A 13,575-nucleotide genomic window follows, 5' to 3' on the forward strand; every position below is an offset into this window, starting at 1 on the left:
GATATTTGGGCTGCCATGCTCCGGACGTTTTACCGCATTGCAGCCCTTTCTTCACGGCACTCATAAGAGCCCATTTCAAACTCCCGGCAGATCCAGGGCCGGTTGTCATAGATGGTGCACAGGAAGGTTTCCCGATCCAGGGCCGAGCACCAACCATCGGCTAGTCGCTTCATGGTTTCACCGCCCCATTCATCGAACGCTATATGTCGCTCGGGAACCCCGGTATCGGAAATGATCATGACTTCGAGACGGCAGCAACAGGCTTCGCAGTTCGAGCAGGAAATGTCCGGGGCGGTTACGTTTTTCAGGGGAATCTTCATGAATACGGGATCGGCTCACGGTCGTCATGGGGCTTCAGTGTTCGCCATCCTATCAAAACGCCGGGGCGGGTGCGTGGCCGTTGGCGCGCCACTATGGACGTTGCTGGTCAAACGCCCTTGCCGCGTCCCGCTCTCCGGGTGCGTAGTGCTGTTGCAGTAAGACCTCAATCTGCCGGTCTTTCTCCGCCTGGTCCAGGCCGGCGTTATCGATCAGGCGCTTTTCCGCCTGAAACGCCTGGTAGCGCTGTGCCCACGCGTTCTCGAACTCTGCCAGCTCGGCCTGCGCTTCCGTCCGGGGCTCACCGCGCTCTGTGGTGTTATCGTCAGCAGCGGTCCCGTTTTCGGGTTGGCCGTCATCGGTGTCTGCGAACAGCCGGGCGGAGAGCTCCGGTCCAAACCATTCCTCACGCAACTGAGTGAGCCGCGCCTGGGCCTCCTGCTGGTCAGCCATGGTGGTGACCGGCCCGAGGTCCTTCATCAGGCGAGCCTCCGCCTGTTCCAGGCCATAGAGGTGGGTGATGATGAACGCCAGGTCTTCCGCCTCCGCTGTGGAGAGCTCCCGTTCGATCAGACTGGAGAGTGTGTCGAGGTCTTCGCGGCCGAGGTGTTCCGGCATGCTGGCCACGAAGGCATCAATGGCGGCACGGCCCTCCCGGTCCAGCGTGAAGTCGTACTGGAATGACGGCGCGACGCTGTTCTGAAACACCTCGCGCAGGTGTTCGAGTTCTGCTTCCTGTAACCTGGATGCCGGTTGAGCAGCGGCGTCTTCTGTACCTTGGTCGCCGGTCGTCGTTGCAAAGACTGGGGGCGCGGTCTCGGCTTTGTTCTCTGGCTCCCGGCGGTCGGCAGGGTTCAGAGAAGCCGTTTGAGGCGTTACAGCGGGGGCGGGTTGCACCGCGCGGTTATCGCGCTCCGGCGCGGCAAAAAAGACGTAGGTCAGCAGCAGGCAGACACTGCCGACCCCAAGCAGGGTGACGCCTGACCGTATTTTCGCTGACCCGCTGTTTGCCGCCATGGTTCTTTTTAGTCCGTGGGTCGGGTAACGTGTTGATCGTTGAACACGATCGAGGCGTTGTCGGCGAGTTCTTCAAGTTTCTTGTCCAGCTTCTGGCTCACCAGCTCCGCCCGGATCAGCTCCCGTTCTTCCTCGTAGCTTTGCTTCGCCATGACCTGCTTGTCAATTACCTGAACCACCTTCCAGTAGCCATCCTGGAACACCGGGTCGTCGGCAAATTCGTTCACCGCCAGCTGCCGGACGATGGCGTTCACTTCCGGCGCAATGTCAGTATCCCGCAGCCAGGGCGTCTCGATCACGTCTGCATCGCTGGCGCCTGCATCGTTACCGGCTTTGAGGGCGCTGAGGAACTTCATCGCACGGTCCGGGTCGGTGGTGCGCCAGATCATGAAGCGGTACATGGCCTGCTCGCGTTGCTTATCGTAGTGCTGGCGTATGTCGGATTCGTCAATCTCGATGGCGGCCATCAGCTGTTTGACGTACAGCTGTGCCAGCAGGGTTTTCTCGGCCATCGCCATTTCCACTTTAACCCGCTCGGACTCGTGCAGGCCCTGCCGGGTTGCCTGCTGCGCCAGCACCTCCGTCATCACCAGATCTTTGGCCGTTTGCTGGCGGTTCATCTCGGCATCAAAGCCGTCGTCGTAAGCCTGTCTTTCGGTGGTGTCCTGCGCCCGGGAACCCAGCAGGAAGTGGTAGAGATTCGCCCCCAGTGGCGTCCCGTTGACCGTGGCGAACACCTCCGGGTCTTCGGTATGGACTTGATGGGTGGATTGGTGTTGCTCGTCCGCCTGTAGGCAACCGGCAAAAACCAGCAGAAGGCCAAGCGCCTGGGGCCACATCAGTTTGTTCATTCATCGCCTCAACTTGGAAAAGGGGACGGCTCCCATACGAAAATGAGCAAGCCAGTTTGCCTGGCTTGCTCACCCGGAATTCCCTGTCCTGAAGTGCGTTAATCAGAGCGCAACGCGCCGTGAATTACAGGAAACGCCTGACGTCGTCGTAAACGCCTTTCCAGACCATCAGCGTCAGGTGACCCACACTGGACGTACGGAGGCTGTTTCCGCACTTTGCATTGGTCTGCGGGATGATGATCTCATCAAGGGCGGACCACAGGGACACATCACACCCGCGGCCGTTGAGAGACTGCAGGAACGAGGAGTTGTAACGCATCTCGGAACAGGCCGGGCTCCAGCAGCCGTAGGCCCAGGCCGTGCCCTTGTGGGGCGTACCGAGTGTGACCAGGCGGTTGGTTGCCGCAGAGCCACCTTCGAATACCCGGTACCAGCGTGAGACCAGGCCCCCGTTGGAGTGGGCAATGATCTTGGCCTTTCGCCAGCCGTGGTTCGGGCGGATGTTGTTAACGAACGCCTTCAGCTCCTTGGCGCTGGTCTTGTTGCTCTTGCCCAGGCTGTTGTAGCCGAACTTGTACAGGGCGCAGGCCGGTGTGCCGTCGTTCTTGAAGCGGTTGATCATCACGTCAAACTGCGACTTCCAGCCTGAATATCCGTGAACGAACACGATCGGATCGGCGTTGCAGGCCGCCTGGGCAGAGCCGGCGAAGAGCAACGATGCCAGCAAGGCCAGCATGGACAGCTTTTTGATGGGGTTGATCATGGTGTTGTCCTTTGTTGTATTTATTTTTAACGCGTTGGGCTTTGGAAACGTTGAAACTACAGCCACGAAATGGTCTCACCGGAGGGGCTCGGTGCCACTCCGGTTGATCAAATTTAGACCAGTGCTCGCGGCATCAGCCATCACCCGTATGGGTGATCCTGACGAGGATGTGACCTGGTTCACGAATCAGGGGGGTGGCAAAGCGCCGGTGTAGAAGGGAGCGCAGTCGTTGTTGGTGACGGCTTGCACGCCGCGCTCGACCAGGTTGAGCATCGGTCCGGTTACCGCCACCAGAACATTGGGCTTGTCGATTTTCGGGTCGTGGAACGGACCGGTGATCTGTTGCTCAACTACCGCACACCCTTCGGAGTCGACCACCGCCACCTTCAGTTGGTGGAAGCTGGCGTTGCCAAAGTCGAGGCCGCCGCTCAGCGCGAGGCGGTGTTTCGGGGTGCGGAAGGCCACGTCACTAGACCGGGCCACACCGGCCTCAATGGCCCATTCCGACACCATCTGTTCAATGGTGGTGCTGCCCTCACTGCCTGCCAGTAAACCGGTGAACGCGTAGCCCCGGGTCACGGCAAGCCCCACCGGCCCGGCCAGAAACACGGCCCCGACATCGATCAGGTTGAAGCGTTGGGTTTCGGTGTAATCTTCCAGCTGCTCATCCAGATCATAGCCCTGAAAGGTCAGTTCGGTGGCGCTCATGGTGAGTTTGCCGCTGGCGCTCTGTCGTAGCGCTGGCAAGGACGCGCCAGCGGTCTGCAGGTCAAGCTCAAGATCGATCTTGCCGGTGGCCTGCTGATCCGGATTCAACAGCCGGATGAAGGCGCCGAAATCGAACCCGTCCAGCCGCTGCTCAATCCGAAGGGTGGGTGGGCCGGCCGAAAAATCCGCTGCGATTCGCCCCGACAGCGCCCCATCGAACGCTACTGCGGTTAGCGGATCCAGAGTGAACGCGCCCTGGTCACCCTTCAGTTCGACCGACAGGTCAGAAAGCCGGAACCGGTCCCTGCTGAGCGATTGGCATTGCATGGCGCCTTCGGCTGCGAGCGTGGCCAGCACCTGATCAACCGTCCCTCCGCCATGGCGGAGGACGTGCAGGTTCACATCGCACTGCGCCAACTGCCAGTCGGTTTCTGTGGTTCGGTCCTGGTAGCGGAGGCGGGCATCGGTCACCCGCAGCTGTTGGAGCGAGAGCGCCCCGAGCTGCCCGGGATCCGGTCGGGCGAGGTTCAATTCACCCGAGCGGTTCTGCTCGACGGTCAGTTGCGGTTGATCGAGGTGCACGGTCTCAGGCTGCAGCGTGCCCCTCAGCAGTGGGGTGATGGCAAACCCGACCCGGAGGCTTTCTGCCGTGGCCACGGCCCGGTCCTGGTGGCGTACTTCCAGTTTCTCGACAGACACGCCGGGCCCCGGCAGCAGGCTGAGTCGCGGCGAACGATGGATCTGCACCTCCATGCCGAGAGATTTACTGAGCCGGGCTTCGAGTTGCTGCCGGATCTGGTCGCTGTCGATCAGCAGCCAGGCCGCCAGGGCCACGGCCAGAATCAGCAGCGCGACCAGCGCCAGAACGATCCTGACCACGTTCCGAAATGGATGATTGCCGATTGGCATCGTCAGACCTCCCTGTCGTGCTGCCCTGCAGGTTGCATCCCACCCAGTTTAGAAACACCTCGCCGACCTGCGCAACGCTTTTTCTCAGACCCCGGCGGGTTCCTGAGTTAACCGCTCCCAGGTCTGAACCATCAGTTTTTTGCCGGTACCCCAGCGATACCCGCCCAGCGCGCCACTTTGCTGAATAACCCGGTGACAGGGTATCAGCAGGGCCACCGGGTTCGCGCCAATGGCGTTACCCACCGCGCGGGCGGAGTTGGGGGCATCCAGCGCGCGCGCAATCTGAGCGTAGCTGGCCAGCGCGCCCGGAGGTATGTGCAACAGGGCCCGCCACACTGCGATCTGGAAATTGGTGCCGCCAACGTGGAGCGACAGTGGCCGGTGCACCGACCCCGCATCGCCGCCGAAAAGCGCCTCGATCACCCGGCGCGGTGCCTCGGGGTTTTCCCGAATGACACTGAGCGGCCAGGCCCTTTGCAGACTCGCCAGCAACGTGTCCAGGTTCTGAAAGTCCATGAATTCCGCGCGGCACACACCGCGCGGCGTGACAGCCACAAACATCGGTCCCAGTGGGCTGGGATGCACGCCGTACTCAATCTCAAGCTGCTTTCCCTGGGATTTGTACTCGCCGGGGGTAACCGCTTCCAGCTGCACAAAATGATCATGCAGCCGGGAACTGCTGCTTAACCCGAGTTCAAGTGAGGCGTCGAGCAGAGAGCGGGACTGAGCCAGCAGGGTCTTGCCACGTTCCAGGGTAAGAACCTGCAAGAAGCGCTTCGGTGTGGTGCCGGCCCACCGACAGAACAGCCGCTGAAAGTGAAACGGACTCAAATGCACATGGGCGGCAACTTCTTCCAGGCCGGGCTGTTCCGGGGCGTGATCGACAAGATACGCCATGGCGCGTGCGATTCTGTCGTAGTCTGTCATGGCGCAATCTCTCAATCACGATTTATGGGGGCACTCGCTATCGTAATAGGCCCGGCGCTGACTGCCGACCCGAATCTTGCGGTATCGCAGCTTGTGCCCGTTTTCAGAAGTGTCCGCAGCAGCGGGGCAGAACGCCACTCGCGTTGGATTTCGCCAGGCCGGCTACCTGGCCATAAACCGCTGGTAAACCGACTCGTAGCGCTCGGCGGAGGCTCCGCTCAACGTCGACTGATACAGTTCCTTTGCCCGGGATTGCACCTTGAGTTCGGTAAATCTTACGTTCAATAATTCGATGATATCCCGGCCCCGGTCATCCCGAGTGCAGGCATAATGCAGTTGGCTGTATTCCGGCGTCTCGGTCAGCGGTCTGAAGGTGAAAGCCTTACTGGCCTTCTGGTCGGGTGTTAACTGATCCACTTCGGAGGCGGTGCCCAGTATGGCTACCAGTCTGCCGGTCAGAAGCATGCCAGCCAGCACTTCGTTGGTCCTCGCACTGCCATACAAGTCAGTATTCTCCGGGTCGTCCTCCTCGTAGGTCCGCAGTAGATCGTCCACCGGTTTACTGTAAGTGCGATGTTTCAGATACCCGATAGGGCCAAATCCGGAGCTCAACACGGCAACGAGGCTGACCGGCCGGTTGGGGTCAGACTGATCGCCGGGCAACCTGGGCAATGCGTCTGTGCGGACGATCAAACCCTGTGACAGCATGGGAATAATCGGTCGGGAAAAGTGAAAGAAAGGCGCTCTTTCCGGGGTTTTGATCAGTGCCTGTGAACAAAATGACCTGCCCAGTTTCGCGTTGTACAGGATCCGAGAATAGTTTGCCTGAGTGAATCGATGATCGTACTCGGGCAACCCTTCGATCAGTTCACTGTGCAGTTGGTCGAAATAGCCAAAGTCGCCCCTGTCTGGATGCTTGTGAAAGGGCGGAAAGTAGGGGGCCAGCCATTCAACGACCTCCCGTGATTCGGTGTTTTCCTGGCTTTTCGCGTTTTCCATCAGGCCCAGCAATACAACCACTGCCCCCAGCAGGCCTTTAAAGAGAGGTGATTCAACGGCCGCCGGGGTGCGCCTGTGCATTGGATAGATCCTCGCAAGGGGTTAACGCCATACCAATCACAGCGCCTGAGACACCAAGCGACTCGGCCAGGTGCAACCCTACGGAAGGCTGCGGAGCGTCTCACGCAGCCGCTGGCCTGACTCGTTAATTATGGCCGTGATGGGAACAACTGGCCACATACCAATACGCCGAGAATATCCCGTAAAGGAAGTTCAGGAGAACCACCACAACGGGCATGGCGATACCAAACTCCAAGCCCAATACACCTTTGTTCATTGAAGGAAACACAACCAGCAGCACCATGGCTGAGGGTAAAAGGCTAGCGGCCATGCCACGCAATACTGTGTGAGTTTTCCAGACAGGTATCAGTAACAGCAGCATCCATAACCCACCCCAGATCATTCGCTGATACAACCAGGGCGCTGTAAAATCGGGTTTCATTGAAATACCGATCAGGTCGGATAGCCCGACCTTACCCATAAACCAGATATTAAAGCTGTCCAAAAGCCCGCCTAAGGCTCCGCCGGTAAACGCAGCACTTACGTTACGGATGTATTTCATTGAACTCTCCCGGCTTTCTATTCGCTCAGGCAACCTTGAGCGTCAGCTGCAGTATGGCGCCCGCTCCAATACTCGAAGGGCCGCATCAAACCCGGAATTTTCAGATCGTTTCCGCGAAACCCCGCGACGGAAAGGGAAACGGTTGCAAGGATGCTCAGACCCATACCCACCAGCATGAAAATATTGTTGAGGCCATCGTCTGAAAGGTAAGGGATGCTCGTACCTGCGTCACGAACCGCAATACGAATCCCTACAGCCAGTGCCGCCAAAAGCATGAGGTAAACAAATGTTGATAGCCAAAGATCCATGACCTTCAGGAGGGTCATCTTGCTGTGGGTCAAATCGAAACGACGAGCCGATAGCAGGAAAAGGACCACCAACGGTACGTACAGCCAGAAATAAATGTAGAAAATGATCAAGCTGACCAGTGGCACCGTTCCAGCAATGAGGCGTTCTTGAGGGCTTACTTCCATGTGCTGATGGTCTCCTTGAAATTAACGCCCGGCTCACGCGCCGGTTTGGAGCCGCGAAGCGGCGGAACAGCGGTCGCTGTGCAGTCGATTGTTAAAGCCTGCCAAGCCAGAACTGCGGACCAGGAATTCGGCTTCCGCTGCCGGGTGAAACGAATAGTTCATTTGATCAGTGCTCTAGCCTTCCTCATGACATCTTCACCGGACACGGCCTGAACTGAGCCATTATCGAGCTCTTCGCCTCTACGGCGGGCCTCAAGCAACCAATCTGACCTGAGTTCTTCTTCTGACGGAGACTCCAGACTCAACACCAGTCGCTGGATCAATTGGGCTCGCTCCTCTTTCGGGAGATGTAGCGCCTCGTCTTCAATTTTCTGGAGATTCATGGAAGAAACCTCTCGTTCGCGTATTACTCAATTTTGACACGGATGAGTACCGGGTGCCACGACTCGGTTTTTTCGCTTTAACGTTTGTATATGAGTCCCAATGATCACTTTTCCCCTGACTCATATCTCAATTCAACGATTCCCCAAAACTAGGAAGAAAACCCCATAAGGTCAATAAGTTCCGGGCGTTTTCCTGGCTTTGCCTATGCGGGGGGCTTTTCTGAAGGCATAAAAAAAGCGCCGTGCTCAGGGAGCAGGGCGCTTTTTCTGGAGCGGGCGGGTTGTTACAGCTTGGGCCCGGCTGCCACGATCGCGTCAGACACATCAAACTTCTTGAAGTTCTCCACGAACTGACCGATCAGTTCGGCGGCCTTGGCGTCGTAGTCTTCCTGGCTGGCCCAGGTGTTGCGCGGGTTCAGCAGGTTATTGTCTACGCCCGGCACGTTCACCGGCACTTGCAGGTTCAGCGACGCCAGGTGCTCGGTTTCGGCGTCGTCCAGGTCGCCATTCTGGATGGCAGCGATGATGCCACGGGTGGTGGGAATGCTGAAGCGCTCACCCACACCGTAGGAGCCACCGGTCCAGCCGGTATTGACCAGGAATACCTTGCTGCCGAACTCGTCCATGCGCTTCATCAGCAGCTCGGCGTATACGCCGGCCGGGCGCGGGAAGAACGGCGCACCGAAGCAGGTGGAGAAGGTGGACTTCAGTTTGGAGGAGCTGCCCATTTCCGTGGAACCCACCAGCGCGGTGTAGCCACTCAGGAAGTGGTAGGCCGCGGCCTCCTTGCTGAGGACAGACACGGGCGGCAGTACGCCGGTCATGTCGCAGGTCAGAAATACAATGTGTGACGGCTCGCCGGCACGGTTCTCGATCACGCGCTTCTCAACGTGCTCCAGCGGGTAGGCGCAGCGGGAGTTTTCGGTGAGGGAAACGTCGGTGTAGTCCGGCTCGCGGGTGTCTTCGTCGATCATCACGTTCTCGACGATGGCACCAAAGCGGATGGCATCCCAGATGATCGGCTCGTTCTTCTGGCTCAGGTCGATGCACTTGGCGTAGCAGCCGCCTTCGATGTTGAATACGGTGCCCGGGCCCCAGCCATGCTCGTCGTCACCGATCAGGAAACGATCGGGATCGGCGGACAGGGTGGTCTTGCCGGTGCCGGAGAGGCCGAAGAACAGGCAGGTTTCGCCGTCTTCGCCGACGTTGGCGGAGCAGTGCATCGGCAGGACGTCTTTCTCGGGGAGCAGGAAGTTCTGTACCGAGAACATCGCCTTTTTCATTTCACCGGCGTAGTGCATGCCGGCCAGCAGTACTTTGCGCTTGGCGAAGTTGATGATCACGCAGCCGTCGCTGTTGGTGCCGTCACGCTCGGGCACGCACTGGAAGTTGGCGGCGTTGAGGATCTGCCATTCCTGCTTGTCGACGGTGTTGTAGCTGTCCGGACGGATGAACAGGTTGCGGCCGAACAGGTTCTGCCAGGCGGTTTCGGTGGTCATTTTCACCGGCAGGTAATGTTCCGGGTCAGAGCCCACGTGCACGTTGGACACGAAGCGGTCTTTCTCGGTGATGTAGGCTTCAACGCGGTCCCAGAGAGCGTCGAACTTGTCGGCGTCGAACGGGCGGTTGATCGGTCCCCACTGGATGTCGTCGGCCGTGCTCGGCTCTTCGACGATAAAGCGGTCCATGGGAGAACGGCCCGTGCGCTCACCGGTGCGAACAACCAGTGAACCGTTGGAGGCCAGCTGGCCTTCGCGTCTTTCCAGTGCCAGCTCGACCAGTCGTGCTGAACTCAGATCATTATAAGTGTTGCTCACTTCGACCTCGCCCTCGGGATGTCTTCATGATTGCTCAGGCCGCCCCCCAAAATTGACGGAAATCTGAGCAATCGGGTCAATTCAGGCGCGCTATTATGCCAGAGACGCCGGTAAAAAACGACAGGCCGCAAAGCCGCGTCAAATCTCGCTTTCGGGCCAATCAGCCGTGGCGTCAGTGTAGCGTATGGCCGGTGAAAAGATGATCGATATCGTTCCTATCGAAGCGATAGTGAGCGTGACAGAACTGGCAATCCATCTCGATGGAGCCCTGTTCCTCGAGGATGCTGTAGCACTCGTCACGGCCAATGGCTTCCAGCGCGCCTAGGGTGCGTTCCCGCGAACAGCTGCAGCGGAAGGCGACCGGTTCGGCGTCGAACACCCGCACGGTTTCCTCGTGGAACAGGCGGTGCAGCAGGGTCTGGCTGTCCAGTTCCAGCAACTCTTCCGCTTCCACGGTGCGGGCCAGGTGGTTGATGCGGTCCCACAGGTCTTCGTCGTTGTCGCTGGTGCCGGGCAGGCGCTGCAGCAGCAAACCGGCGCAGGTGGTTTCATTGGCGAAGATGATCAGGCTGGTGGCCAGCTGCTCGGACCGCTCGAAGTATTCTTCCAGACAGCCGGCAAGGGTCTCTTCCTCGCGGGGAACCACGCCCTGGTAGCGCTGGCCGTCGTCCGGGGTGATGGTGATGGCCATGCGGCCTTCGCCCAGCAGGTTGTGGAAGGATTCTTCCATCACTGCGTGTTCATCAAAACGGGCCAGACCACGGATCATACGGTCGTGGCTGCATTCCGCCATCAGCGTGCGCAGCGGGCCTTCGCCCTGGGCCTGCAGTGACAGGGTGCCCTCGAATTTGAGGGTGCTGCTCATCAGTACGCTGGCCACCAGGGATTCGCCGAGGAGCTGGCGCACGGTGTCCGGGTAGGGGGCCTGGCTGACGATTTCCTGGTAACTCTCACTCAGTTGCACCCAGGCACCGCGCACCTGGCTGTGCTCGAAGATAAATCGCTGGAACTGGTCCCGGGATGCCATGGTGATGTCTCCTGAAAAAAATAATGTGATAAACGGGCAAAGGGAATACGGACTGGCTGGCCAATCGGGCGCAGCGCTGAATCAGATGTTGTTCTGTTCCCGGAATCGCTGGATGTCACGGCGGTCCTTCTTGGAAGGGCGCCGGGCCGGCGGCAGCTGCGCGGCCTGCATGGTTTTACGCTGCCACGCCAGATCCTCGCGACGTTTCACGCTGTCGTCGGTTTCGTGGTAAAGCGCCTGGGCTTCGGGGGCACCCCGGCGGCGGTCGCTGATGTCATCTACGATGATGATGCGTTCCTGCCAGCCCAGCCTGAGGGTGAGTTTGGCGCCGGTTTCCACCAGCCGTCCGGGCTTGCAGCGCTGGCCGTTGTAGTGAACCTTGCCACCTTCGATGGCTTCTTTGGCCAGGGAGCGGGTTTTGTAGAAACGCGCTGCCCACAACCACTTGTCGAGGCGGACTCGCTGGTCGTCAGTGCTGCTGGTTGCCGTCATGTCTCCTCACCTGATGAGCGTACGACCATATTATAACCGGCTCATTCGCCTGATGGCAGGGGCTGTCGCTGGCGCAACGCCGGCAGGACTTCACTGAAGTGGTGGATAGAGGGAATCTCCGGGTGCTTTTCCCGGGCTTCCTGCTGGCTGTCGGGCGCCAGTATAGCCAGGCACTGGGCAATGCCGGCGGCGCGGGCGCTTTCCAGCACCGGGAAGCTGTCGTCCACCATCAGGGTGTGTTCGGGGCGGTAGGGCTCATGGCCGGCCAGGTCGCGCCAGAACTCCGGGTCTTCCTTGGGTTTGCCCAGGTCGTGGCTGGAGATGATGCCGTCCACCCGGGTGTCCAGTTGCGTGTGGCGCAGTTTCAGCGCCAGCGGGTCTGGGTGGCAGTTAGTGACAATCACCGAGCGCAGGCCGGCAGCGCGAACCGCATCCAGAAATTCGGTGACGAACGGGCGGTAGCCGATGCGATCTCCCACTTCCGCTTTCAGGCCGGTGATGTCCAGCTGCAGGCGGTCACTCCAGTAATCGGTGCAGTACCACTGCAGTGTGCCGCGCTCCGCCATGATCATCGGAATCAGGGTGTTGCGGGCTTCGTCGGGGCTGAGATCGTAATGCTCGGCGTAGCGCGCAGGCAGGTGCTCGAGCCAGAAGTGATTGTCGAAATGCAGATCCAGCAGGGTTCCGTCCATATCGAGGAACACCGTGTTGAGAGAGGACCAGTTCACCATAAACGAAAACAGCCTGAAGTGAGTGTCACTTCAGGCTGCCGAATCCGCCGGGGTTTGGCAAGCGGGGATATTACGGATCAGTTGCTGTCTTGCTGGACCGGCTCGGCGCGGCGGCCGGTACGGCTGCAACCCAGGCAACGCACGAACGTGGCCTTGGCCGGGCCAACCACCAGCACTTCACCGGCTTCGCCGGCGTTACCGCCCAGGGCAGAAAACGGCAGGGAGACCAGGTAAACCGCGGTGCCTACGATAGTGGTGGCGAACAGCGCGGGGCGAACCAGCAGTGCGTCACCGGTCATGGCAAGCGCCGACGGCGTTTCGTCGATCGCCTGGGCGTGGCCAAGGGAGGAAAACGTGAGCAGGCAAACTGCCAGGGTGGTCATTACTGCGCGAGAAATCTTGCCGGTCATTTCGTGTGTCTCCTGAATCTTGCCTGTCTTTCCTGTACGTCGGCTTGGGAGCGCCGGGCTGCAGGCTATGTCTTATGAAGTCTGATTGTAGCCTACGAACGTGGATACTCTGTTAACTATGAATCATATTTGCGCATTTTCAAACGAATTTCCTGTTTCGCCGTGCATCAGCGCTGGCAGCGTCCGCAGTAAACCGTCGAGCGCTGGTTCATGCGGATCTCCTTCAGCGGGGTGCCGCATTCCGCGCAGGGCAGGCCGCCGCGCCCATACACCAGCAACGACTGGGCAAAGTAGCCGGGCTTGCCGTCGCTGTTCACGAAATCCCTCAACGTGGTGCCACCCATCAGAATGGCCGCGCTCAGGGTTTCCCGGATGGTGTCCACCAGGCGGTTGTATCGGTCCAGGCTGATGCGCCCGGCCTTGCGTTTGGGGTGGATGCCGGCCTTGAACAGGGCCTCGTTGGCGTAGATGTTGCCCACCCCGACCACCACGTGGTTGTCCATAATGAACGACTTGACCGGCGTTTGTTTGCCCCGGGACAGCCTGAACAGCAGGGCCCCGGTGAACTCCGGTGCCAGCGGCTCAGGGCCCAGGCTGGCCAACAGCGGGTGCTGTTCCGGCGTGGCGGACCACAGCCAGCAGCCGAAGCGCCGCGGGTCGTTGAACCGCAGGCGGATACCGCTGTCCAATACCAGTTCCACGTGATCGTGGGTCAGCGGTGGGGCGTTGTCGGTGATGACCCGCAGGCTGCCTGACATGCCCAGGTGCACGATGGCCGTGCCGCTGTCGACCCGTAACAGCAGGTATTTGGCCCTGCGCTCCACGCTGCGGATGGTGGCCCCGGTCAGGTGTTCGTCCAGTTCCCGGGGTATGGGCCAGCGCAGGCTGCGGTTGCGGATCGTCACCTGCTGAACCGTGCGCCCTTCGCAGTGGGGCGCGATGCCGCGGCGGGTGGTTTCAACTTCGGGTAATTCGGGCAAGCGGTGTTCTCCGGTCAGCGGGGGGGGAGGGACGATCTGAAACCGGATAAGTGTAATCAGTAACAAATATTCGTCCAAATCCTGTTGTTGAGGCTTACATCTGTACGCTAAAGTGATCGGTACGGTTTGCCGGTGCCATTGCCGGGCG

Annotated in this window: 16 protein-coding genes; all 16 read right to left on the reverse strand. The window is 59.7% G+C overall.

Features of this window, described 5'->3' with window-relative positions; genetic code table 11:
• Window positions 1-29: 29 nt before the first annotated feature.
• The gene (locus R0125_RS12920) at window positions 30-320 is read right to left on the reverse strand and encodes a YkgJ family cysteine cluster protein (protein ID WP_248181967.1); all 291 of its coding nucleotides are present in this window, start codon (window positions 318-320) and stop codon (window positions 30-32) included.
• Between the two features lie 91 nt (window positions 321-411).
• Window positions 412-1,335, reverse strand: coding sequence for a lipase secretion chaperone (locus R0125_RS12925; protein ID WP_317238446.1), 924 nt, complete (start codon window positions 1,333-1,335; stop codon window positions 412-414).
• 8 nt (window positions 1,336-1,343) lie between these two features.
• Window positions 1,344-2,186: a hypothetical protein gene (locus tag R0125_RS12930; protein ID WP_317238447.1), complete on the reverse strand. Its 843-nt coding sequence runs from the start codon at window positions 2,184-2,186 to the stop codon at window positions 1,344-1,346.
• A 124-nt stretch (window positions 2,187-2,310) separates the two neighbouring features.
• On the reverse strand, window positions 2,311-2,949 hold the full coding sequence (locus R0125_RS12935; protein WP_317238448.1) for a hypothetical protein: 639 nt from the start codon (window positions 2,947-2,949) through the stop codon (window positions 2,311-2,313).
• A gap of 186 nt (window positions 2,950-3,135) precedes the next feature.
• Entirely contained in the window at window positions 3,136-4,566 is a 1,431-nt protein-coding gene (locus tag R0125_RS12940) for an AsmA family protein (RefSeq protein ID WP_317238449.1), read from the reverse strand.
• Window positions 4,567-4,650: 84 nt separating this feature from the next.
• Window positions 4,651-5,493: a methylated-DNA--[protein]-cysteine S-methyltransferase gene (locus R0125_RS12945; RefSeq protein WP_317238450.1), complete on the reverse strand. Its 843-nt coding sequence runs from the start codon at window positions 5,491-5,493 to the stop codon at window positions 4,651-4,653.
• 162 nt (window positions 5,494-5,655) lie between these two features.
• Window positions 5,656-6,573, reverse strand: a complete 918-nt coding sequence (locus tag R0125_RS12950) for a hypothetical protein (RefSeq protein WP_317238451.1) — start codon at window positions 6,571-6,573, stop codon at window positions 5,656-5,658.
• A 124-nt stretch (window positions 6,574-6,697) separates the two neighbouring features.
• Window positions 6,698-7,114: a hypothetical protein gene (locus R0125_RS12955; protein WP_317238452.1), complete on the reverse strand. Its 417-nt coding sequence runs from the start codon at window positions 7,112-7,114 to the stop codon at window positions 6,698-6,700.
• A 17-nt stretch (window positions 7,115-7,131) separates the two neighbouring features.
• A complete protein-coding gene (locus R0125_RS12960) occupies window positions 7,132-7,587 on the reverse strand; it encodes a hypothetical protein (protein ID WP_317238453.1) in 456 nt (151 codons plus the stop codon).
• Window positions 7,588-7,745: 158 nt separating this feature from the next.
• Window positions 7,746-7,970: an addiction module protein gene (locus tag R0125_RS12965; protein WP_075196060.1), complete on the reverse strand. Its 225-nt coding sequence runs from the start codon at window positions 7,968-7,970 to the stop codon at window positions 7,746-7,748.
• 284 nt (window positions 7,971-8,254) lie between these two features.
• Entirely contained in the window at window positions 8,255-9,787 is a 1,533-nt protein-coding gene (locus tag R0125_RS12970; protein WP_317238454.1) for a phosphoenolpyruvate carboxykinase, read from the reverse strand.
• A 172-nt stretch (window positions 9,788-9,959) separates the two neighbouring features.
• On the reverse strand, window positions 9,960-10,814 hold the full coding sequence (gene hslO, locus R0125_RS12975) for an Hsp33 family molecular chaperone HslO (RefSeq protein WP_248185608.1): 855 nt from the start codon (window positions 10,812-10,814) through the stop codon (window positions 9,960-9,962).
• Between the two features lie 81 nt (window positions 10,815-10,895).
• Window positions 10,896-11,306, reverse strand: a complete 411-nt coding sequence (gene hslR / locus R0125_RS12980; protein ID WP_248185607.1) for a ribosome-associated heat shock protein Hsp15 — start codon at window positions 11,304-11,306, stop codon at window positions 10,896-10,898.
• 41 nt (window positions 11,307-11,347) lie between these two features.
• Window positions 11,348-12,037 carry a GMP/IMP nucleotidase gene (gene yrfG / locus R0125_RS12985; protein WP_317238455.1) on the reverse strand — a complete coding sequence of 230 codons (690 nt, stop codon included), beginning with the start codon at window positions 12,035-12,037 and terminating at the stop codon, window positions 11,348-11,350.
• Window positions 12,038-12,114: 77 nt separating this feature from the next.
• Window positions 12,115-12,447 (reverse strand): hypothetical protein, encoded by a 333-nt coding sequence (locus R0125_RS12990; protein ID WP_248185605.1) that lies wholly within the window; start codon window positions 12,445-12,447, stop codon window positions 12,115-12,117.
• Between the two features lie 167 nt (window positions 12,448-12,614).
• Window positions 12,615-13,427 (reverse strand): bifunctional DNA-formamidopyrimidine glycosylase/DNA-(apurinic or apyrimidinic site) lyase, encoded by an 813-nt coding sequence (gene mutM / locus R0125_RS12995; protein WP_248185604.1) that lies wholly within the window; start codon window positions 13,425-13,427, stop codon window positions 12,615-12,617.
• Window positions 13,428-13,575 lie beyond the last annotated feature (148 nt).

Source organism: Marinobacter sp. M-5 (genome assembly GCF_032911545.1).
In the GTDB taxonomy this organism is placed as follows: domain Bacteria; phylum Pseudomonadota; class Gammaproteobacteria; order Pseudomonadales; family Oleiphilaceae; genus Marinobacter; species Marinobacter goseongensis.

What these genes read in the sequence shown, in the direction of transcription:
- R0125_RS12920 (WP_248181967.1), bottom strand. Translation starts at nt 320, where the DNA reads ATGAAGATTCCCCTGAAAAACGTAACCGCCCCGGACATTTCCTGCTCG.
- R0125_RS12925 (WP_317238446.1), bottom strand. Translation starts at nt 1,335, where the DNA reads ATGGCGGCAAACAGCGGGTCAGCGAAAATACGGTCAGGCGTCACCCTG.
- R0125_RS12930 (WP_317238447.1), bottom strand. Translation starts at nt 2,186, where the DNA reads ATGAACAAACTGATGTGGCCCCAGGCGCTTGGCCTTCTGCTGGTTTTT.
- R0125_RS12935 (WP_317238448.1), bottom strand. Translation starts at nt 2,949, where the DNA reads ATGATCAACCCCATCAAAAAGCTGTCCATGCTGGCCTTGCTGGCATCG.
- R0125_RS12940 (WP_317238449.1), bottom strand. Translation starts at nt 4,566, where the DNA reads ATGCCAATCGGCAATCATCCATTTCGGAACGTGGTCAGGATCGTTCTG.
- R0125_RS12945 (WP_317238450.1), bottom strand. Translation starts at nt 5,493, where the DNA reads ATGACAGACTACGACAGAATCGCACGCGCCATGGCGTATCTTGTCGAT.
- R0125_RS12950 (WP_317238451.1), bottom strand. Translation starts at nt 6,573, where the DNA reads ATGCACAGGCGCACCCCGGCGGCCGTTGAATCACCTCTCTTTAAAGGC.
- R0125_RS12955 (WP_317238452.1), bottom strand. Translation starts at nt 7,114, where the DNA reads ATGAAATACATCCGTAACGTAAGTGCTGCGTTTACCGGCGGAGCCTTA.
- R0125_RS12960 (WP_317238453.1), bottom strand. Translation starts at nt 7,587, where the DNA reads ATGGAAGTAAGCCCTCAAGAACGCCTCATTGCTGGAACGGTGCCACTG.
- R0125_RS12965 (WP_075196060.1), bottom strand. Translation starts at nt 7,970, where the DNA reads ATGAATCTCCAGAAAATTGAAGACGAGGCGCTACATCTCCCGAAAGAG.
- hslO (WP_248185608.1), bottom strand. Translation starts at nt 10,814, where the DNA reads ATGGCATCCCGGGACCAGTTCCAGCGATTTATCTTCGAGCACAGCCAG.
- hslR (WP_248185607.1), bottom strand. Translation starts at nt 11,306, where the DNA reads ATGACGGCAACCAGCAGCACTGACGACCAGCGAGTCCGCCTCGACAAG.
- yrfG (WP_317238455.1), bottom strand. Translation starts at nt 12,037, where the DNA reads ATGGTGAACTGGTCCTCTCTCAACACGGTGTTCCTCGATATGGACGGA.
- R0125_RS12990 (WP_248185605.1), bottom strand. Translation starts at nt 12,447, where the DNA reads ATGACCGGCAAGATTTCTCGCGCAGTAATGACCACCCTGGCAGTTTGC.